Source organism: Aquimarina aggregata, from assembly GCF_001632745.1.
Taxonomy (GTDB): Bacteria; Bacteroidota; Bacteroidia; order Flavobacteriales; family Flavobacteriaceae; genus Aquimarina; species Aquimarina aggregata.
Map to the genome: position 1 here is coordinate 48,594 of NZ_LQRT01000003.1, position 22,325 is coordinate 70,918.

The following is a 22,325-nucleotide window of genomic DNA, read 5'->3' on the forward strand; positions in this document are numbered from 1 at the left end:
ATCTTTAATTTTTATCAAGAAGTTCATTAATCTCTAAAACCAATTTTTTAACAGAAAATGGTTTAGTTAAATATTTATCTGCTCCTAGTTGTAAGCCTTTTTCTATATCCGTTGCTTTATTTTTTGCTGTGAGAAATACAATTTTAGTATGCTTAAGATTAGTACTCTCTTTTATCTTTTTTAATGTTTCATAACCATCAACATTTGGCATCATAATATCCAAAAGAATTACGTCTGGGATACTGCTTTCTGCAATATCTATAGCTTCACTTCCATCTCTGGCAATAAATACTTCAAAATTCTTTTTTTTAAAAGTATACTCTAATGACATTACTATATTTGGTTCATCATCTACAATTAAAATCTTCTTCATAGGCCTGTATTATTTCTGATCTTTAAATTAGGGCTTAATTCTTATTTGGGTATTGTGAACACAAAACGTGCTCCTTTTTTATACTTTTTATCGATCCATATCTTTCCTTGATGACCCTCTATTATTTTTTTACTAATAGCTAATCCCAACCCACTTCCTATTGGTTTTTTAATATTTTGATGTTTTGACTGGTAAAATTTATCAAAAATATAGTTCATATCCTCCTTTGGAATACCTTTTCCGTTGTCTTCTATGGCGATTTCCACAATATCTTGTTTCTCTTTAGCGATAATGAGAATATTTCCAGTGGTAGGTGCTATAAATTTTAATGCATTTGATAATAAATTTGTTAGCACTTGGAGCATACGATCTTCATCATAACTTACATAAATCGATAGTCCTCTTTGATGTATAACCTCTACTCCTTTGGTCTGGGCAATATGTTCGATACCACTAATTGCTTTTTGTATCGTTTCATTTATTTCATTTATTTGCACTACTAACTCTTGTCTTCCGTTAGACAATTTTTCTAAATCCATAATATTATGTACTAATCTAGCCAATCGATCAGAATCTGTAACTATATTATCTAAAAATCTATCTTTCAATTCTTTTGGCATATCGTCTTCCTCGGTTAATACTTCTGATGCAGCCTTTATAGATGTAATAGGGGTTTTTAACTCATGTGCTATTGTATCTAAAAACTCATCTTTTAAACGATCCTGAATAAGCAACTCAGAGTTTGCTGTTTTTAGCTGCTCTGTAAGCTCTGTTAATTCTTCAGATTTTTCTTTTAGCGCTTTATTTATAGTAATTGTTTCTTTAGATTCTTCTAATATTTTAAGAACTTCTAATAAGCTAACCGGCTCCTCTTTAGCTACGCTTCCTATAAGTATTCGTGCAGACGCACTACCAATACTACCTGTAAGAAGTTTTTCTGAAAAATTTATAAGTCTGGCATCTGCCATTTCCTCTCTTTTAGATACACCATATTTAACATTAAAAATATTTAATGCTCTTTCTGTTCTTTCTTCTCCTAGAAATCGATTTAACACATTACGTATATCCGAAACATATGCCTCTCCTTTCCATACAAAAGCACCTTCTTGTAGATTTGCATAATTATTACTGTTAACGAACATTTCTGCATAATTACGTTCTCGATAGTTACCTTTTGAGCTTAATGAGAAAGTAAGATAACCGAAAGTGTTTAATAGTATACTCCAGAAAAAAGCATGTGCTTCTGGGCTTAAAAAACTAATTCCAAAAAGCTCATACGGTTTTAGCATTTTAATTCCTAATAAACCTTCATCAACAAGGGTATTACTGCCTGTTAGTACATTTACTACGAAAGGAAGAATCAAGGTATAAATAACTACTAAAATGCCTGTAACCATTCCTATTACCGCACCTTTTGCCGATCCACGGTTCCAAAAAAGGCCAATAAAAAATGAAGGTGCGAGCTGAGCTATAATTGCGAAAGCTATTAACCCAATAGAAAACAAAGACAGTTCATATGAAAAATTGACATAGAAAAAATAGGCTACTATAATTAAGGTGAAAATTGAAATTCTTCGGATATTCTTAATATAATTAGCATTTTTTTCGGGGTTTCCTTTAATAAATTTATCCAAGAAGCCATAAGGTATAATTAGGTTATTACTTACCATTGTTGATAAAGCTAGTGTTGATACGACAACCATAGAAATTACCGCAGAAAACCCTCCTAAAAACACTAATATCGCCAACACAAGGTTATCATGATAAAGGGGTAATAATAGAGTATAATAATCATGGTTTACCGTGTTATCTACAAGTGTTAGGTTTCCTGCCCAAGCAATAAAAATAACAAAGACATTAAACAGTAATAAATACAAAGGAAATAGCCATATTGCTTTTTTTAAATATCGTTCTCTTTCATTTTCTACTACGGATACATGAAATTGTCTTGGTAATAAAAAGATCGCAAAGAAGGATAGCAATATGGTAAACAACCAATTAAAACCAGATTCGAGTCCATTAAACGAGGTTATTTTTTTAAAATTTTCAAGTGTAGAAGCTTGCTGATAAATATCTGTTGTACCGTCAAATAGATAAAAAGTTATATAAATACCTACGATAAGGAAAAAAGCTAACTTTAATACAGATTCTACTGCTACAGCAGTCATTATACCTTTTCTACGCTGCGAAGCATCTGTTGCTTGTGTTCCGAAAAAAGCAATAAATACAGCTAATAGTACTGAAATATAAAAAGTTGAATCATCAAGTGCCGACGTTGAAACGTAGCTCGTATCATCTGTGATAATCTCAAAAGTTTCAGAAATAGCTTTGAGTTGTAAAGATATATAGGGAACAATTGCAAAAACACAAATAATAGCCACTAGAGCTCCTAAAAACCTATTATTACCATAACGTAAGGAGATAAAATCTGCAATACTAGAAATTTTATGTTGTTTTGATATTCGAATAACTTTTCTCATCACCAATATCCAAAGTGGTAATGACATTACTGGTCCTAGATATATAGTCAAAAAACTTATTCCAGACTGCGATGCGATACCAACACTACCGTAATATGTCCATGCAGAGCAATATACAGCTAAAGAAAGCACATAGATATAAGGGTTATTTACCCATTTGCTCTTTGAATTTTTCTCTGCCCAAAAGGCAATTAGAAATAAAAAGGCTAAATAGGCAACAATTATAAATATTAAAACATAGTTATTCATAATACCTTCGTAAAATGAAGAATGATATCAGTATTGCAAGTATCCAAATAAGAAAAATAAAAAAATAAATAATTGGGAATCCAAAAATTTCGCCAGAGTGATCAAAAATCAATACCAACGGAACATTCCACACTAAAAACAGCATCAATGATAGAATAATTAGTTTTTGCTGATGTCTTTTTTTCATTATTTCTATTCTTTATTACATAAAACTAGGAAAATTAAGGTGTTCTACAAATTGTACAACACCCTAAACTATTCCTACCATTCTTTAATGCGAAGAGGCTTCTCCTGCTCCGCTTGGAATTCTTATATGTTCTACGATCTCTTGTACATTTTCTGGTGGTGGAGGTGTCATTCTGGAAACTACTACTGAGATAATCACATTAACGATCATAGCAATTGTACCGAAACCTTCTGGTGAGGTTCCGAACCACCATTCATTTGCAGGTCTAGCATCCATCACTCCTATTAACCCGGTTTTATACCGTATCATATAAAATAACATGAGTGTAATACCAACTACCATACCCGATACTGCCCCTTGCCTATTCATCCTTTTATCAAAAATCCCAAGGATAATTGCTGGGAAAAATGATGCTGCTGCGAGACCAAATGCCAAGGCGACGACTGCTGCTACAAAACCTGGCGGATAAATACCAAACAATCCAGCTATCACAATAGCTACTAATATACTTATACGAGCAGCTAAAAGCTCTCCTTTTTCGGATATATTTGGTTTTATTTGTTTTTTTATTAAGTCGTGTGAAATCGAAGTTGAAATCACTAGTAATAGGCCCGCCGCAGTAGATAATGCTGCTGCTAATCCTCCGGCTGCAACTAATGCTATAACCCAGTTTGGAAGCTTTGCAATTTCTGGATTTGCCAAAACCATAATATCACGATCTACATATAATTCATTAGCAGAATCATTTGCATTTGATACTAATCGTTCCCCATGCTCGCCTCTATTATTGGTATATTTTGGTTTACCATTCATTGCCGCTCCACTTACATATTGTATTTTTCCATCACCATTTTTATCTGACCATGCAATTAACCCTGTATTTTCCCAGTTCTTAAACCATTCAGGTACCGCTTTGTATTCGGTATTACTAACTGTCTCAATTAAATTGGTTCTAGCAAAAACAGCAATCGCAGGAGCAGTAGTATATAATATTGCAATAAATAATAATGCTAAACCTGCAGATTTACGAGCATCTTTAACTTTAGGAACAGTAAAAAATCGTACAATTACATGAGGTAATCCAGCAGTACCAACCATTAAAGCCAGTGTAATTGCAAAAACATCCCATGTAGATTTAGACCCCGTTGTATATTCTTTAAATCCTAGTTGCGTATGTAATGTATCTAATTTGTCTAATAAAAATGTTCCGTCCTCTACGGTGCCTCCCATTCCTAATTGAGGAATAATGTTTCCTGTCATTTGCATTGAAATAAAGAATGCTGGTACCATAAACGCAAATATTAACACACAGTATTGTGCTACTTGTGTATATGTAATCCCTTTCATACCACCTAAAAAGGCAAATACAAGTACCACTGCCATTCCTATGACTACTCCTAGGTTAATATCTACTTGCAAAAACTGAGAAAAAACTATTCCTACACCTCTCATTTGGCCTGCAACATATGTAAACGATACGATCAAAGCGCATATAACTGCAACTGTTCTAGCTGTATTTGAATAATATCTATCGCCAATAAAATCTGGTACTGTAAACTTTCCAAATTTTCTTAAGTACGGCGCTAATAACAGTGCCAAGAGTACATAACCACCGGTCCATCCCATTAAATAAACAGATCCATCGTATCCGCTAAAAGATATAATTCCTGCCATTGATATAAATGATGCAGCACTCATCCAATCTGCTGCTGTAGCCATACCATTGGCTAACGGAGAAACTCCTCCTCCCGCAACATAAAATTCTTTTGTAGAACCTGCTCTAGCCCAAATGGCAATCCCAAAATAAAGAGCAAAAGTAACCCCTACTAAAATCCATGTCCATATTTGAACGCTCATAATATTGTGTTTTTTTGATTTATATATTGACTACTCATCGTAACCGTATTTTTTATCTAGCTTATTCATTAATCGTACATACACAAAAATGAGTATTACGAAAACATAAATGGAGCCTTGTTGTGCAAACCAGAATCCTAATTTGAAACCTCCTAATCTAATTGTATTAAGGGCATCTTTGAATACTATTCCTGCTCCATAGGAAACTAAGAACCAAATCGTCAACAAAATGACTAAATATTTGAGATTCTCTTTCCAATAGGCGACTGCTTTTTGTTTATCTGTCATAGTTGAAAAAATTATAAATAAATCATTGCTTGAAGGGTCAGAAAGCTTTGTGCATCATTATCCCCATATTTTGTATTTAAATATTCTAGTGTCAATTTAGAGTTATGACCACTAAAATATGCATTAGCACCTAACCCAAAAGTCGTAGCATTATCATCAATTGCATCAATAGATCTTACATTAAATGAAGCATATGGCTGAAACTTTGTTTTCTTATTATCATTAGGGATGACATATCCTACATGACTATAAATCATTGATCCAGTTTCATATGTTTGACCTAAGGTATAATTTTTTCCGTAATCATTGTTTTGATATGTAGCATATGCAGTAATAGCCGAACCATTTTTACCAATAGGAGCATCATAAAAAGCATCGATTGCAAAAATAGATACATCCTCTCCTTCTAATTCTCCTGCTGTATTGGCTATAACGCTTCCTTTAGGATGATAGAAAAAACCTGCTCCTACATTAAAAATTTTCTTACCCCCTATATATGATCCAACTTTATAGGGTAAAAAATTAGATTCTTGATCCAAAAAATTATAATCAAAATATCCTGCGAAATTTTTTCCAGCATCTTTTGATCCTAACAACCTTCTACCTGCATATACGGCAGATCCATCTGGTGTTGGAGCTACCCCATCTTGAAGTGTACTCGTCCCCGACTCATTAATCGCCACTCGATATTGAAGTTTACCGATAGTTCCCTTGGCATATATACCGATATGTCTAGCAAATTGATCCGATAATCCAATAGTAGCCCAGGATTGACGGTTGTTATCCAAAGTCATTATATTAAGCGTACTTTGATTGTTTAAACGAGAAATACCGTTCCAATAATGTAAACCTCCTCCTATAGCATGTTTAGAACCTAAGCTATATTGCACCCAAACCCCGTGAAAAAATAATTGGGACCGATCTCCCGTCCCAATGGGACTTTGATTTTCTGCATTTAGACTATTTAGACCGAAATGGGTGAGTATTAAAAAATCCTTATTAATTTGTGCATATGTTAAAATTCTGGCTCTACGAATACTGAAATTTGTATTACTTACATCATCGGGAACTTCATCTTGATACCGTGTCCAAAATTGTGCCCAAGAAATAATTCTAAAATATTTCGAACCTTCTTCATTAAGTTTCACTTTAAGTCCACCTGTGTAATCCGGAGAACCTTGTGAATGACCTAACTGTAGAGCAAACAAACTTAAGCCCAACAGTATAATTAGTTCTTTTTTCATGGAATTTAAAAAGATTAGATTAATTAAAATGATTGTGTGTGCACACTACTAATCTCCTAAAAACTAATAGTTAACAAAAAATTAATATATTTTTTTGTTAATTTGTTATACTTAGTCTCTAAAACGTTCCCATTTTATGAGCATAAATTTATCACCAAGCTCAGTTACCAGAACACCAGCTCCAGAAAGATTTTGAGTATTTTGAAAGTACGCTGACAGTTCTAGTGCATTTAATATTTTATATGTAGGATGATAGTTAGAATTGTAAGGTCTTTTAATATTATATTTCTTCACCCAATTCATTATACTTACATGAGAAATCCCTAAAATTCGTTCAATTTCCCTATAGGTTAGTCCTTCTAAGTATAACTGAAGTGCTTTGTTTACGTAGTAATCATCTATTTTCTTTCCGATCTTATTTACTGAAAAAAAATAACCACAAGATTTGCATTTAAAGCGTTGTCGATTATTAATTACACCACTTTTTATATATTCTTGTGAGCCGCAATTGGGGCATTCGTTGATTTTCATTTCTACTTTATTTTTTGAATAATGAAATGTATTTAAACTAACTATATTTATTTAGCATAAATATATCAATTTAGCAAATTATCATCAACATCTCATCATTTATAATTACTAAAACACAAAAAAAATCTTAAAACATTATACTTTCATCAAACTAAAATCATACTAAAGTAAATGGTAAATACGTTTTAATCGTGCGAAACTTTAGCCCTATATTAGCCAACGCATTATCTTTATAACAGAAAATATAGTAGTTAAGCCCTATGAATAATAAGAGAATTACTCAATACGCTATTTATGCAGTTGCTGTTCTTTGTGCTGCCTTAATTAATGAACATATTATCAAGTATGTAAAAAAACATATAGACCAACAAGGTTACCTTTTAGTACTTATCGATATGGCAATAGTGGTTTTAATTTTTGCTCCTGCCTTTGCCTTAGTTACTAAGTGTACTAAAAAATTATCTCAGATGTATCTTAAAACTTCTAAACAGTTCTCCACCAGTAATAAAAATGGAACTTTACTCGGCTTTACAATTGCAATCTTTGTTTTGTTTATTCTTTATGCTAGTTTAAGACACAATTTAAATGTTATCGATGATTTAAAGGCTTTGGTTCGTTAACTATTATACATCGCAAATGGCAATCCCTTCTTTTAATGCAGCAAGCTTATCTGGATATGTTGGGATAAATTCTTGTGCTATATATCCTTTAAAACCTGTCTTTACTATAGCTTTCATTATAGCTGGATAGTTAAGTTCTTGTTTGTTGCCTATTTCATTTCTACCAGGAACTCCTCCCGTATGATAATGGCCTATGTATTTATTATATTTATTAATTGTGGCTATAATATCTCCTTCCATAATTTGCATATGATAAATATCGTATAGCAATTTAAAGTTGTTTGATCTGATCTTATCAACTAACGAGATTCCCCAAGGGGTATGATCACATTGATAATCTTTATGATCTACCTTACTATTAAGCAACTCCATTACAAGTGTCACATTATTTTTTTCTGCATGTTTTACTAGAATATCTAGTCCTTTAGCAGATTGTTCTAGTCCCATTTCCTCAGAAATACCATTCCTATTTCCTGAGAAGACTATTACTTGTTTAATTCCTTTGTATGAAGCTTTAGATATAAGCTCAAGGTATTGTTTTTGTAATTTTTCATGATATTTAGGATTGTTAAATCCATCTGTAATACTTGCAAAAGTATCTGTTGCCAACGAACATTCTAACCCAAGTGATTGTACCGTTTGCCACTCTTCTGGTTTTAATAAGTCAATTGCTTTTAATCCTATATCTTTTCCTTTTTCTGCAAATTCTTGTAGTGGGATATCTTGATAACACCATCTACAGGCAGCATGGTTTATGTTACCTTTTAAATCTATTTGATTCCTGATTCTATTATCTTCTTTTTCTCCTAAAGAAGATGCTGTTATTGTTCCCGTTAACCCTATAGCCCCTAGACTAAGAGAAATATTTTTAACTGCTTTTCGACGATTGATATTATGTGACATATTAAAAGGTATTATAGTATATTAAAGATACTATTTTTAAAAATGATATCTCTAAACTAAAAAAGACTGTCTTTTCAGACAGTCTTTTATAAATATATAGGATTAACTATGATTTATATTATGAAACTGAATTTATAAAAGTTTGCGTATACTCATCGGCTATTCTAGCTAAGACTTCATCTAAAGCAGGAGATCTATCTCCAGGATTTAGCCCAGTTCTGGCAAACAAAATACTTTGAAAACTCCCTCTTAATTGCTCAATGGTTCTTTCTACAAAAAATGTTTGTGTTCCTTGACTATTAGTCGTTTGTACTCTATAAACTCCATTACCCAAAAACGTAGCTGTACTCGCAAAGTTAACAACAATTGCTTCATATTCTCTTAACCTCTCAAATGGCGCATCAGCACCTCCAAAGAATGGCGCGTTACGTTCTGCTATTTGATTCACAACAGTTTGAGGAAAATTAAACCGAGCAATAAATGCAAGAGAAGCTTCATTAAGTTCTATAGTTGAGTCGCCTCCGTCTGTTCCATCTCCATCACCTGTTCCATCACCTCCATCTGTTCCGTCACCGCCGTCGGTTCCTCCTCCATCACCTGTTCCATCTACTGCTTCTTGAATAGCTATAAAAACTCTTCTCAATCTTCTAACTTCTGTTCTGTCACTACTAGTTAATGATCTAAGAGGATCGTTAAAACCAGTTAATACTAAACTTCTGGTTAGTATTGTTTGTAAATCACCTAATACTTCTAGACTTGTAGAAATTGGAATTCCTGCCGCCCGGGCCTCTGTTAGTGTTGTTGGAACAGAAGTAAACGAACTGAAATCTAAATTTAACAACGTTACTAAATCATTATATCTCCTATTGACTTCTATTAACTCTATAATTTCAGATTCAAAAAATCCAAATTCCCTTAAATTATCTGGGTTCGTTATTGAAAGCTCTGCAGCTCTAAGCAATGTCTCTAAACTATTTCTAACATAGTCGGCTAAGCCGCCAGAAACTCTAATACCTTCGTCTCTTAACTCCTGAATACTTTGAGGTAAATTACCTGTTCTTGTTATTTTACTAACATCTACTTTAAATTTTGCAGATAAAGGCGCTCTATTTACTGTTATTTCTTGAGGCCCTATTGATTCTGGAGAATCCAAATTATCCTTTTCGCAGGATGTGAACGCTAATGCAGCTATCGCTGCAATTTTTAATAAACTTAACTTTTTCATTGTGTAAATTATTTAATTATAGTTAAAATCGGAATAAGCCCGATTTATTACACAACAACATACTATAAGTTTACCCTATTCTTTTTTTGCTTTTTTTTCAAAAAAAATGATGAAAAATATAACGAATCAAAAAAAATTACAAATCACTGTTTTTCAATAAATTCTATAATTTCTTTTTTTGAAAAAATTGGATTTGCTCCTTTTTTTGCGGCAACCATTGCACCAACAGCGCAGGCGGTATCAATTGACAATTGTGGTAATTCTTCTTTAAGTAAACCACAAACTAAAGTTGCCAAAAACGAATCCCCTGCACCTACTGTATCTATAACTTTTACTTTATATCCTTTGTTGTAATAAAAATGGTTCTGAAAAAATAATATTGCACCTTGACTTCCTTTGGTAATACAAATCTGAGAAGTATTTGTACGTTTTGATACTTCCAATATTTTGTTCTCTATAGTATCGGTTAAAATTTTAAACTCAGTACAAATCTCCTCTAATTCTTCATCATTTAACTTGATGAAATCTGCTTTTTGCATTAATTCTAAAAGTAAATCGGTAGTATAGTGTGGTGGTCGGAGGTTTACATCTAAAATTTTAAATTTTGCGTTTTCTAATAATTGAAATAACGTTTTTCTCGAAACCTCATTCCTACTAGCCAAACTACCAAAAACAAAGGCATCAGATTCTTTTACTATTTTTTTCATAGTATCAGAATATTCAATAAAATCCCAGGCTACAGGTTTACTAATTTTATAAGTAGCCGTATTTTCGTTATCCAAAGCAACCAAAACTTCCCCTGTTTTGTAATGATTATCTATTTGAACAGCATCTACTAATATTCCTCTTTGTTTTGCATAATCTTTAATATCACTACCTAGATCATCATTTCCTATTCGTGTTAATATTGAAGATTGAACTCCCATAGCATTTAACCTCAAGGCTACGTTAAGCGGTGCTCCTCCTATTTTTTTATGTTCAGGAAATATATCCCAAAGGACTTCTCCAAAGCTTGTGATTTTCATTTTAATAGAGATTTTATTTAAAATACATTTTTAAAATATTGTATTACACTATAAATACACATATTAAACCAAAAAAAAAAACAATCCCCAGTGGTTAACAACTCCTCTGGGGATCTAGACCGAAGCTAAAAAATTAAACTAACTCAACTTACACTCAATTAAACTTGCTCCGGTTTCTTCTATATATTATCTAGTTTTTCTCTAATCTTATCCAGGCATAAATTGTTTATACTCCCGATATGACTATGTTTTGTATGCTTTTCTGGTTTGTAATTTGAGTTCTCTATATCCATTCCAATTTTCACATAAGCATCCCTAAATGACATTCCTTTCATTACTAAAGTATTTAAAGTATCCACACTAAACAAATAATCGTATTTATTATCTTCAAGAATATGTTTATTTACTGTTACACTTTGCAAAGCATAAATTGCCATTTCTAGCGATGCCTTTAAATCTTGGATAGCAGGAACAACACCTTCTTTTAATAATTGAAGATCTCTATGATATCCACTAGGCAAATTATTAATTAAAAGGGTCAATTCATAGGGTAATGCCTGAATTTTATTACATTTTCCTCTTATTAGCTCAAAAACATCTGGATTTTTTTTATGGGGCATGATACTTGAACCCGTTGTAAACTCTGAAGGAATACTCATAAAATCAAAGTTTTGACTCATATACAAACAAACATCCATTGCCAATTTGGATAATGTTCCAGCTACGCTACTCATCGCAAAAGCAGTTGACTTTTCTGATTTACCTCTACTCATTTGAGCAGCTACTACATTATATTTTAAAGTTTCAAATCCCAATTCTTTGGTTGTAAACTCTCTATCTATCGGAAATGAACTACCATATCCTGCAGCACTACCTAAAGGGTTTTGATCAACAACTTTTAATGCTGCATTTACAAAATACAGATCGTCAACAAAACTCTCTGCATAAGATGAGAACCATAATCCAAAAGAGGAAGGCATTGCAATTTGTAAATGTGTATAGCCTGGTAATAAGATATCTTTATATTGCTCTGCTGTGATCAATAAATTTCTAGATAATTCTTTTACCTGTGATTTAATTTGAGTTAACTCATCTTTAAGATACAGATGCATTGCCACCAAAACCTGATCGTTACGAGATCTAGCAGTGTGTATTTTCTTACCTGCATCTCCTATTCGTTTTGTTAATTCAAATTCTATTTTAGAATGTACATCTTCAAATTGATTTTCGATTATAAATGTTCCTTCTTCAATCTCTTTGGCTAAGTTGTTTAGCTCAGTTTCAATTTTAGAAATATCATCTTCAGATAGTAAATCTATAGTGTGTAACATCTTTGCATGCGCCAATGTTGCTTTTATATCATATTTAGCTATTACCAAATCTAATTGCCTATCATTACCTACGGTAAACATGTCTATTTTTTGATCTGTTGGTAATCCTTTATCCCAAAGTTTCATTAGTTCATTATTTATTTTAATATTTTGTCTAGAGTTTTTATGTAAAGCTCGACTCCTTCAATCACTTCTTCTAAATAAATAAATTCATCTGCAGAGTGTGACCTTGTTGAATCCCCAGGTCCCATTTTTAATGAAGGGCAGCTTAAAACTGATTGATCGGATAAAGTAGGGGAACCATATGTTGTCCTACCTAATGCGATTCCTGATTTTACAATAGGATGATCTATAGGAATTGATGATGATCCAAGATGTAGTGATCTAGGTTTTACTACCACATTATTCGGCAACTCTTGTGTTATGATTTGCAATACTTCTTCATTTTTATATTTATCATTTACACGTACATCCACTACTAAATCACAGCTCGCTGGTACAACATTGTGTTGTTTTCCTGCATTGATTTGAGTAACAGTCATTTTTACTTTACCTAAGGTATCCGAAATTTTATTAAATGCATAAGTTTCAAACCAACGAATTACATTTAGTGCATTGTAAATTGCATTATCATCATTGGGATGTGCTGCGTGACTTGCTGTTCCTTTAACTGATACGTCTAAAACCAGTAGTCCTTTTTCTGCAATTGCCAACTGCATTAATGTAGGCTCTCCAACAATAGCAAATTCGACATTCTTAAGATGTTTTAAAACACTCTTTAAACCAAGGGGACCACTACTTTCCTCTTCTGCAGAAGCAACAATAACGAGATTGTATTGTAAATCTCGATTCTTATAAAAATATGTAAATGTGGCTATTAAAGACACCAAACATCCTCCAGCATCATTACTACCCAAACCATAAAGTTTTTTATCTTTTACAAATGCACTAAAAGGATTATTGGTATAATTTCCATTTGGTTTTACCGTATCATGATGTGAGTTTAGTAAAATTGTAGGTTTACTATCATCAAAATGTTCATTATAAGCCCATATATTATTGTTTTCTCTTTCAAAAGGAATATCATGCTGGATAAACCATCCTTCAATCAATTGAGCTGTCTCTTCTTCTTCTGATGAAAAAGACGGTGTCTCTATAAGTTGATTTAGCAGTTCTATGGCTTGTGTTGTTAGTTTTTCAATCATGATCTATAAACTCAAGGTCGTATGTTTTGTATTATTGTTTTTTATAAAATCTGCATTTGCAATGTGTACTTTACTCACATTTTTTTGTAAGGCATCAAAACAATTTTGAAGTTTGGGCAACATGCCATCAGCAATTACTTCATCATCTCTTAATTGCGAATATTTATTTAAATCTATATGTTCAATTACCGAATTTTTATCCTCTATATTTTCTAAAACTCCTTTTAATTCAAAGCAATAAAATAAGGATACGTCAAAATTAGTACTCATGGCAGATGCTATTTCTGATGCAATAGTATCTGCATTAGTATTAAACAACTGCCCTTTTGAATCATGAGTAACAGCACAAAATACTGGTACTATACCCTGCCCTAAAAAACTTGTAATAATAGTAGGGTCTACTTTAACTACATCTCCAACATAACCGTAATCAATAAACTGCACAGACCTCTTCTTTGCTTGAATTATATTTGCATCAGCGCCTGTTAATCCCAATGCATTAGAGTTGTATTTCTGTAATTCGGCTACAATTTTTTTATTTAAAAGCCCCGCATATGTCATCACAACGATATCCAAATTATCAGAAGACGTGATTCTTCGTCCATCAATCATTTCAGTTTTTACTCCTAATTGATTTGCTAATTTGGTTGCCGATTTCCCACCGCCATGGATCAAAATTTTAGCGCCTTCGACCTTTGAAAAATCTTCTAAAAATGAAGATAAAGCTTTTTCATCTTCTATAATATTGCCTCCTATTTTGGCAACCAATAACTTTTCCTTTTTCATATTTACATTTTTAGTTTTCACAAAACATGTAAAAGTTTCTAATTTTTAATTGTTCTCTAAGATCTTCTTTAAAACCAGTTGTGCTGCAAATGTTCTATTATTTGCTTGTTCGATAACTATTGAGTTCTTGCTATCAATGACAGCATCATCCACAACAACATTTCTTCTTACTGGCAAACAATGCATAAATTTAGCATTGTTGGTCAATTTCATTTTATCCTTAGTAATTCTCCAAGAAGCACCATCAGATTTGGTCTTACCATAGTCTTGATATGCACTCCAATTCTTTACATAAATAAAATCAGCATCTTTAAATGCATTTTCTTGGTTGTAATCAATGGGCACCTCTTTAGTAATCTGACTGGCTAACTCAAATCCCACTGGGTGGGTAATTACAAAATCTGCATCTGTATGCTGCATCATCTCTACAAAAGAATTTGCTACTGCTTGCGGTAAAGCTTTAGGATGCGGTGCCCATGAAAGTACAACCTTTGGCTTTTTATTTTTTTTATGTTCTGTTATTGTTATAGCATCTGTTAGTGCCTGTAAAGGGTGCCCAGTGGCACTCTCCATATTTATAACAGGAATAGTGGCATACTTCATGAAACTTTGTAGTACCTTTTCACTATAATCATCTTCCTTATTTTCCAATTTTGCAAAAGCTCGTATTGCTAAAACATCACAATATTGAGATACTACCTGAGCTGCTTCTCTAACATGTTCAGAATTTCCCTGATCCATTACGGTACCATCTCCATATTCGAGCGACCATCCTTCTCCTGTAAAATTCATTACAATTACGTTCATTCCTAAATTTAGTGCTGCTTTTTGAGTACTCAACCTAGTTCTAAGGCTTGGATTAAAAAACAATAATCCAATGGTCTTATCTACACCCAAGGTTTTATGAGATAATGGATTTTTTTTCATTTTAATGGCTTCATCTACCCAATTTGGTAGCGAATCAATATCTTGTATAGAAAAGTAATTTTTCATTTTTTCTCAATTTATAGGCTCAACTTTATTTTCTAATATTATTTTAGTAAAGGGATATTGTTCATTAATTGCATCTACAATAAAGTTATCCCTTAACCCATTTACTACCCAAGTTTCTATATGTGCTTCTTGGGCTATTCTTGCTGCTTCTATTTTTGATTTCATACCACCAGTACCGTGAGTAGAAGTCTCTGCTATGATTTCGTTTTCTAGCGCATTTATATTATCGACACTAGCTATAGTATCATAAGTATTATCCTCTACAGATTCTTTAGTATATACCCCATTTGTGTTTGTTGCTATTAACAACTTGTCAGCCTTTAACAAAGATGCCGTTAATGCCGCTAACTTATCATTATCGCCAAATTGGATTTCATCTGTTGCTACTGTATCATTTTCATTAATGATCGGGATGTAATGATTGGCCAGTAATACATTTATTGTATTTACAATATTTTTCTTAGACTGGGCTCTTTCAAAATCAGAATAAGATAATAGACATTGAGAAGTAAGTAGTCCTAGGTCTCTAAAACTCTCTTGAAAAATCCGCATTAAATGTGGTTGACCTATAGATGCAAGTGCTTGTTTTACATTAATTGCAGCACCATTACTTTCTAGATTAACAAATTGTTTTGCTACCGCAATAGCTCCTGAACTTACTATTACAAATTCATATTCATCTTGCATTGCTACAATTTGCCTACCTATATCTTCAATCTTTCCTCTAGAGATATGATCTGTTTCTTTAGTAAGAACGTTGGATCCTACCTTAAGTACAATTCTCTTTTTATCTTGTTTGTCCATCGCCATGTATATACCATTTATTGGTTACTAAATGTTGCAACCCTATTGGACCGCGTTGATGTAATTTATCTGTACTTATTGCCAATTCTCCTCCTAAACCTAGTTGGAATCCATCTGTAAACCTTGTAGATGCGTTATGGTAAACAGCTGCACAATCTACAGAGGACATAAATGTGTCTGCAGTTGATTGATTCTTTGTAATTATGGCTGCAGAATGTCCGCCACAATAGGTGTTTATTTTTGAAATTGCTTCGATTTCGTCTTCTGTTTCACCAATGACAATTTTATAATCTAAAAATTCATCATACCAAACTGTATCACTATCTATTGGTTTTATATCAGGATATTGAGTTATGGATCGATCTCCTAAAATTTCGACATCGTGAATCTTGAGGGCAGCAATCAGTTTATGTATAAAATCTTCTTTATTAGGAAGATTTTTATCAATTAACACTTTATCTACTGCATTACAAGCGGATATTTTATCCGTCTTGCCATTTATAATGTTGTCTATTGCTATGGTATTATCTGCATCTTTATGTACATAAACAAAATTATTACCTCTTCCACTAACAATAACAGGGCATGTTGCATGTGTTTTTACAAAGTCTATTAGTTTTTCTCCTCCTCTTGGTACAATGAGATCTACCTTTTGAGTTGGTTTTTCTAAAAATAATTGTGTTTTTTGCCTATCATAATTTAGGTACTCAACCCACTTTGTCGTGATCTGATTTTCTGAAAGTGCTTTGTGCCATAGTGCTACAATTGCAAGATTAGAATGTAGTGACTCTTTACCTCCTTTTAATAATATCTTATTTCCTGACTTAAAGGCAATCCCAGCAGCTTCGATAGTAACATCTGGTCTAGATTCGTAAATAATTAACACGGTCCCAAAGGATGCCGTTTTATTGGCTATTTTCATACCATTATCATGTTCAAACGTAAATCGCTCAACTCCCAAGGGATCGGCCTGATCAGCCAATTGCTGTAAGGATAAGATCATTCCTTCTATCTTGCTTTGATCTACCTTAAGTCTGTCATACATTGCTTTATCATCGCCAGAATAGTTTTTAAGATCTTTTTGATTAACATGTATTAATTCATCTCTATGTTGATCTACAAGAGTAGCCATACTTTGCAAGACAGCATTTCTTTCTATTATGCTTAATTGTATACTATTCATAAATCTACCTTTTCTTCAGTTAGTACACTTTGCAGTGCGTTAATAAACTTATCTATTTCTTTTTTGCCTATAGTTAATGGAGGTAGTATTCTCAAGAGTTTTTTATTCATTGCACCCCCAGTAAAAATATGATGATCATAGATTAGCTTTTTTCTTAGCTCACTAACTTCAAAATCAAATTCTAAACCGAGCATTAGGCCTCTACCCTTAACCTTTTGTACCCCTGGAAGTTTAATCGCTTCTGATAAAAAATAATCTCCGGTAAGCTTTGCATTACTTATAAGGTTTTCGGTTTCTAAAACCTCTAATACAGATAATGTTGCAACGCAAGCCAAGTGATTACCTCCAAAAGTAGTTCCTAACATGCCATAACTTGGTTTAATATGCGGAGCTATTATAATTCCACCTACTGGAAATCCATTACCCATACCCTTAGCTATCGAAATAATATCTGGTTTGATTCCATGATATTGATGAGCAAAGAATTCGCCACTTCTCCCAAAACCTGATTGCACTTCATCTAGGATCAAAATTGCTTTAAACTCACGACATAATTTTTCTAATGCAACAAAAAATTCTGTTGTTCCTTCATCTAATCCTCCTACTCCTTGAATAGGTTCGATAATAATAGCGCAAACATCTTCTTTTTCTAATTCAGTTTTTACCAACTCAATTTGATTTAATGGCAAAAAAGTAACATTTTGCTGTGCATTAAGAGGAGAATTAATCTTTAAATTATCAGTAGCGGCGACCGCTGCAGAAGTTCGACCATGAAAACCATTATGAAATGCTATCACTCTTGATTTATTAGTTTTGAATGATGCTAATTTTAAAGCATTTTCGTTTGCTTCTGCTCCAGAATTACATAAAAAAAGTTGGTAGTCATTATAATTTGAAAGTTCTCCTAATTTTTTTGCTAATTTAGATTGTAAGCTATTCTGTACGGCATTAGAATAAAATCCTATTTTTTCTACTTGTTCTTTTAAATTCTTAACGTAGTGCGGATGTGAGTGCCCTATAGAAATTACAGCATGACCACCATACAAATCCAAATATTCTATTCCATTTTTATCTACTACAGTACAATCATAGGCTTTTTGAGGCTCTACATTATATAACGGATATACATCAAACAATTCCATTTTACTATTTTTTGTGATAGTATTAGCCTATTCTCTCTTGATTATAGAGCAAATAATACTGCCAGTTATTTTATTGTATTTATTTTTTCATAAGACGCCATAACTCCTTTTATAACAGAGGAACTTAAGCCTTGATGTTCCATTTCATTAAGTCCTTCTATGGTACATCCCTGAGGTGTTGTCACCTTATCAATTTCTCGCTCTGGGTGTGTCCCATTTTCTGCTACCAAAGTTGCCGCACCGATTGCTGTTTGCACTGCAATGATTTGAGCTTCGTGAGGGTGAAACCCCATTTGGATACCGCCTTGTATCATTGCTCTTAAAAACCTTAAAAAGAAGGCAATACCACTTGCTCCTAAAACAGTAGCAGCTTGCATTAATCGTTCTTCTATAACTAGGGTTTCTCCGATAGTATCGAACATTTTTTCTACAATTGCTAACTCCTCTTTAACATCTTCATTGGCTGCAATACAAGTCATTGATAATTTTTTTGAAGCTCCTGTATTTGGCATAACCCGAATAACTTTATTCGTTGGTACAAATTCATTAATCTCTGCAATAGAAGTTCCTGTAACTGTCGATATTAAAATCTGATCTTTAGTTAAAACTGGTTTAATTTCGTCTAAAACAACATCTAATTGTCTTGGTTGAACACAAAGAATAACCCATTTTACATCTTTGATAGCCGTAATAATATCTTGAGAAGTAGCAACACCTAGTTTTTCTTTAACTTCTTTTAGGTTATACTTGGACTTATCAACTACCGTTATGTTTTTTGCTTCAAAGATATCGCTGCTTGCTAAACCGGAAATAATTGATTTTCCTAGATTACCACCTCCTATGATTGTTATTTTATTCATTTTATATTTTCTTTATCTATTGATATCATCTTATGCTAAGAGCGAATTAAAAAGCGCTAGCCTTTAATTCTAACCCTGTTTTTTCTTCTAATCCAAACATCAAATTCATATTATGTATTGCTTGTCCCGAAGCTCCTTTTATCAAATTATCGATCACAGAAGTTATCAGCAGCATTCCATTTTTTTTAGTAATATGAAGAATACATTTATTTGTATTTACCACTTGTTTTAAATTAACTTCTTCATCAGAAACTACTGTGAATTTTGCATCTGCATAATATGTTTTATAAAGTTCTTTAGCTTCTTCTTCACTACCTTCGTATTTAGTATATATTGTAGCATAAATTCCTTTGCTAAAGTTTCCTCGATTCGGGATAAAGAATATTGGGGTTGTAAAACTTGTTTGAAGTTGTTGTAAACTTTGTTCTATTTCTCCCAGATGTTGATGTGAAAAAACTTTATAACTTGAAAAATTATTATCTCTCCAACTAAAATGTGTCGTAGAACCTGGCATAACTCCAGCCCCTGTGCTCCCTGTAGTTGCATTAACATGCACCGTATCTATAATTTTTTTAGCAGAAGCCAAAGGCAATAATCCTAATTGAATAGCTGTTGCAAAACAACCTGGATTAGCTATATTTTTTCCGTTCTTAATTCTGTCTTTTTGTAATTCTGGTAAACCATATACAAAATCTCGATTCATATATTGTTGATCTTCTTCTAATCTAAAATCATTTCCCAAATCAATTACTTTAGTAGTATCAGAAAAAGAATTTTCTTCTAAAAATGATCGAGATCGACCGTGTCCTAAACATAAAAAGACAACATCAACATTAGGATTTACTTGATTTGTAAACTCTAAATCCAGTTCTCCCACCAAATCTCTATGCTGTTTGCTAATCTGTACCCCTGCGTTTGTGGTGCTAAATACAAAGTCCAAAATTACATCACTGTGATTTACAAGTAATCTTAACAACTCTCCAGCTGTATAACCTGACCCACCAATTATTCCTACTTTAATCATGATTCACTTGGGTTTACGTTATGATATATCTTATTAGCGTTTCCATAAATTTTAATAAATCCTTTGGCATCATCTGATGTCCAAGAGTTATTCATCTCTCCGTATTGACCAAAGTCAGACTTCATCATATCAAAATCAGAGGTCACTCCTTCTAGTGTAAAATGATAGGGTTTCAGTTTGATTTTTACGTCTCCAGTCACAGATTTTTGAGAATCCTCCATAAACACTTCAATATTTCTCATTACAGGATCTAGGTAATTTCCCTCATGCAATAGCATTCCATACCAATTAGCCAATTGTTCTTTCCAATATTGTTGCCATTTAGTAAGTACATGCTTTTCTAGTAAATGGTGAGCTTTAATAATAATCATTGGTGCTGCTGCTTCAAAACCAACTCTTCCTTTGATACCTATTATAGTATCTCCCACATGAATATCTCTACCAATAGCAAAAGCACTTGCCAATTCTTCAAGTTTTTGAATATTCTTGACTGGAGTATCCTTAACACCTTCTAGGCCTATTAATTCTCCTTTTTCAAAATTCAACGTTATTGTTTCTTCTTTTTCTTTTTTAAGCTGACTTGGATATGCAGAATCTGGCAAAGAACTGTGAGATGTTAATGTTTCTTTTCCTCCTACACTAGTTCCCCAAATACCCTTGTTAATTGAGTATTGTGCTTTTTCCCAACTATAGTGAACATTATGTTTTTCTAGGTATGCCACCTCTTCCTGTCTAGATAGTTTTAAGTCTCTTATTGGAGTTATAATTTCTATTTCTGGTGCCAATGTTTGAAAAATCACATCAAATCTTATTTGATCATTTCCTGCCCCAGTACTCCCGTGTGCGATATATTTAGCTCCTATTTTTTTAGCATAATTAATAACTTCTATAGCCTGAAATATCCTTTCTGCACTTACCGAAAGTGGATATGTATTATTTTTAAGAACATTACCAAAAATGAGATATTTGATAGCTTTATTATAGAACTCATCAAGTATTGTTTTATTTACGTGATCAGAACTTCCTAGTTCATATGCTCTCTTTTCTGTTTCTTCAAGTTCCTTTTCTGTAAACCCTCCTGTATTTACCAAAATAGTATGCACTTCAAGGTTTTGTTCGTGAATAAGGTATTTTACGCAATACGAGGTGTCTAGACCTCCACTATATGCTAATACTACTTTTTCCATAATAACAATTGTTTATTATTTGCAAGCATTGTCTGCTTAATTTTTTTTAATCGTTTTAATACTTTTTTATTGAACCACTTTTCTTTTTTAATCGCCGTTTTAGCAGGATCATACAACATACCAGTACAAAGGCACATTTTATGGTCTTTGGATGTTAGAATATCAAAATTGGTACATGTTTTACAACCCGACCAAAATTTGGGATCATCTGTAAGTTCTGAAAACGTTACAGGTTTATATCCTAGATCTGAATTAATCTTCATTACTGCTAACCCTGTAGTAATACCGAACACTTTTGATTTAGGGTATTTTTTTAAGGAGTAATTAAATGTAAATTCTTTAATTTTTTTCGCTAATCCTTGATTTCTAAAATCAGGATGTACTATTAATCCAGAATGTGCAACATACTTACCGTGCCCCCAAACTTCTATATAACAAAATCCCGCAAATTTACCATCTGACAATGCTATAATTGCATTTCCATTTTGCATCTTAGATTCTATATACTCCGGTGTACGCTTAGCTATACCAGTACCTCTTACTTTTGCAGAATCAGAAATCACATCACATATCTCTGTAGAAAAGTGAAGATGATTTTTATTGGCTATAATAATTTTTACTGTTTTCATAAACGAATTCCGTTTATCAAATAGGTTTTGATATTAAAAAAAGTTTGATTATTCTGAATCCTGAAGAAATTTAATATACTTTAAATCATATTTAAAAATACAGTATGAACGTATTTCAAAACAAAACTTAAATATAAAGTGGATTCTATTTTATAGAGAAGAAGGACGCACCAACTTCGAAAGAATATTAGACCCCCAA

Annotated in this window: 21 protein-coding genes; 1 reads left to right on the forward strand and 20 read right to left on the reverse strand. The window is 32.7% G+C overall.

Features of this window, described 5'->3' with window-relative positions; genetic code table 11:
- Nucleotides 1–4 precede the first annotated feature (4 nt).
- The 6 genes from AWE51_RS06285 to AWE51_RS06310 all read right to left on the reverse strand — a co-directional run bounded on the left by AWE51_RS06285 (nucleotide 5) and on the right by AWE51_RS06310 (nucleotide 7,209).
- Entirely contained in the window at nucleotides 5–373 is a 369-nt protein-coding gene (locus AWE51_RS06285) for a response regulator transcription factor (protein WP_066311121.1), read from the reverse strand.
- A gap of 41 nt (nucleotides 374–414) precedes the next feature.
- On the reverse strand, nucleotides 415–3,102 hold the full coding sequence (locus AWE51_RS06290; RefSeq protein ID WP_066311123.1) for a sensor histidine kinase: 2,688 nt from the start codon (nucleotides 3,100–3,102) through the stop codon (nucleotides 415–417).
- Between the two features lie 271 nt (nucleotides 3,103–3,373).
- Nucleotides 3,374–5,146: a sodium:solute symporter family protein gene (locus AWE51_RS06295; RefSeq protein ID WP_066311125.1), complete on the reverse strand. Its 1,773-nt coding sequence runs from the start codon at nucleotides 5,144–5,146 to the stop codon at nucleotides 3,374–3,376.
- A 30-nt stretch (nucleotides 5,147–5,176) separates the two neighbouring features.
- Complete coding sequence (locus AWE51_RS06300) at nucleotides 5,177–5,434, reverse strand: DUF4212 domain-containing protein (protein ID WP_066311128.1); 258 nt, start codon at nucleotides 5,432–5,434, stop codon at nucleotides 5,177–5,179.
- Nucleotides 5,435–5,445: 11 nt separating this feature from the next.
- Complete coding sequence (locus AWE51_RS06305; protein WP_066311130.1) at nucleotides 5,446–6,678, reverse strand: hypothetical protein; 1,233 nt, start codon at nucleotides 6,676–6,678, stop codon at nucleotides 5,446–5,448.
- Between the two features lie 111 nt (nucleotides 6,679–6,789).
- Nucleotides 6,790–7,209 carry a transposase-like zinc-binding domain-containing protein gene (locus tag AWE51_RS06310; protein ID WP_066311133.1) on the reverse strand — a complete coding sequence of 140 codons (420 nt, stop codon included), beginning with the start codon at nucleotides 7,207–7,209 and terminating at the stop codon, nucleotides 6,790–6,792.
- Nucleotides 7,210–7,469: 260 nt separating this feature from the next.
- On the opposite strand from AWE51_RS06310, the gene AWE51_RS06315 reads away from it, so the two are divergent.
- Nucleotides 7,470–7,829 (forward strand): hypothetical protein, encoded by a 360-nt coding sequence (locus tag AWE51_RS06315; protein WP_066311136.1) that lies wholly within the window; start codon nucleotides 7,470–7,472, stop codon nucleotides 7,827–7,829.
- Between the two features lie 3 nt (nucleotides 7,830–7,832).
- On the opposite strand, the gene AWE51_RS06320 is transcribed toward AWE51_RS06315, so the two are convergent.
- The 14 genes from AWE51_RS06320 to AWE51_RS06385 form a co-directional block, all read right to left on the reverse strand.
- Entirely contained in the window at nucleotides 7,833–8,732 is a 900-nt protein-coding gene (locus tag AWE51_RS06320) for a hydroxypyruvate isomerase family protein (protein ID WP_066311138.1), read from the reverse strand.
- Nucleotides 8,733–8,850: 118 nt separating this feature from the next.
- Nucleotides 8,851–9,957, reverse strand: a complete 1,107-nt coding sequence (locus tag AWE51_RS06325; protein ID WP_066311141.1) for a hypothetical protein — start codon at nucleotides 9,955–9,957, stop codon at nucleotides 8,851–8,853.
- Nucleotides 9,958–10,100: 143 nt separating this feature from the next.
- Complete coding sequence (locus tag AWE51_RS06330; RefSeq protein WP_066311142.1) at nucleotides 10,101–10,982, reverse strand: carbohydrate kinase family protein; 882 nt, start codon at nucleotides 10,980–10,982, stop codon at nucleotides 10,101–10,103.
- 179 nt (nucleotides 10,983–11,161) lie between these two features.
- Nucleotides 11,162–12,439 carry an argininosuccinate lyase gene (gene argH, locus AWE51_RS06335; RefSeq protein ID WP_066311144.1) on the reverse strand — a complete coding sequence of 426 codons (1,278 nt, stop codon included), beginning with the start codon at nucleotides 12,437–12,439 and terminating at the stop codon, nucleotides 11,162–11,164.
- Between the two features lie 11 nt (nucleotides 12,440–12,450).
- Nucleotides 12,451–13,518: a M20 family metallo-hydrolase gene (locus AWE51_RS06340; protein ID WP_066311146.1), complete on the reverse strand. Its 1,068-nt coding sequence runs from the start codon at nucleotides 13,516–13,518 to the stop codon at nucleotides 12,451–12,453.
- A gap of 3 nt (nucleotides 13,519–13,521) precedes the next feature.
- Complete coding sequence (gene argB / locus AWE51_RS06345) at nucleotides 13,522–14,304, reverse strand: acetylglutamate kinase (RefSeq protein ID WP_066311149.1); 783 nt, start codon at nucleotides 14,302–14,304, stop codon at nucleotides 13,522–13,524.
- Nucleotides 14,305–14,349: 45 nt separating this feature from the next.
- The gene (locus AWE51_RS06350; RefSeq protein WP_066311154.1) at nucleotides 14,350–15,297 is read right to left on the reverse strand and encodes an N-acetylornithine carbamoyltransferase; all 948 of its coding nucleotides are present in this window, start codon (nucleotides 15,295–15,297) and stop codon (nucleotides 14,350–14,352) included.
- A 6-nt stretch (nucleotides 15,298–15,303) separates the two neighbouring features.
- A complete protein-coding gene (gene proB, locus AWE51_RS06355; RefSeq protein ID WP_370449559.1) occupies nucleotides 15,304–16,101 on the reverse strand; it encodes a glutamate 5-kinase in 798 nt (265 codons plus the stop codon).
- Nucleotides 16,085–17,284 carry a glutamate-5-semialdehyde dehydrogenase gene (locus AWE51_RS06360; RefSeq protein WP_066311156.1) on the reverse strand — a complete coding sequence of 400 codons (1,200 nt, stop codon included), beginning with the start codon at nucleotides 17,282–17,284 and terminating at the stop codon, nucleotides 16,085–16,087. The genes proB and AWE51_RS06360 overlap by 17 nt, the downstream gene beginning before the upstream one ends.
- Nucleotides 17,281–18,426: an aspartate aminotransferase family protein gene (locus tag AWE51_RS06365; protein WP_066311158.1), complete on the reverse strand. Its 1,146-nt coding sequence runs from the start codon at nucleotides 18,424–18,426 to the stop codon at nucleotides 17,281–17,283. Before AWE51_RS06365 ends, AWE51_RS06360 begins: the two co-directional genes overlap by 4 nt.
- 65 nt (nucleotides 18,427–18,491) lie before the next feature.
- A complete protein-coding gene (gene proC / locus AWE51_RS06370) occupies nucleotides 18,492–19,286 on the reverse strand; it encodes a pyrroline-5-carboxylate reductase (RefSeq protein ID WP_066311161.1) in 795 nt (264 codons plus the stop codon).
- A gap of 46 nt (nucleotides 19,287–19,332) precedes the next feature.
- Nucleotides 19,333–20,310 carry an N-acetyl-gamma-glutamyl-phosphate reductase gene (argC, locus tag AWE51_RS06375; RefSeq protein WP_066311162.1) on the reverse strand — a complete coding sequence of 326 codons (978 nt, stop codon included), beginning with the start codon at nucleotides 20,308–20,310 and terminating at the stop codon, nucleotides 19,333–19,335.
- A complete protein-coding gene (locus tag AWE51_RS06380; protein WP_066311163.1) occupies nucleotides 20,307–21,497 on the reverse strand; it encodes an argininosuccinate synthase in 1,191 nt (396 codons plus the stop codon). The genes argC and AWE51_RS06380 overlap by 4 nt, the downstream gene beginning before the upstream one ends.
- Nucleotides 21,485–22,126, reverse strand: coding sequence for a GNAT family N-acetyltransferase (locus tag AWE51_RS06385; RefSeq protein ID WP_066311165.1), 642 nt, complete (start codon nucleotides 22,124–22,126; stop codon nucleotides 21,485–21,487). The genes AWE51_RS06380 and AWE51_RS06385 overlap by 13 nt, the downstream gene beginning before the upstream one ends.
- Nucleotides 22,127–22,325 lie beyond the last annotated feature (199 nt).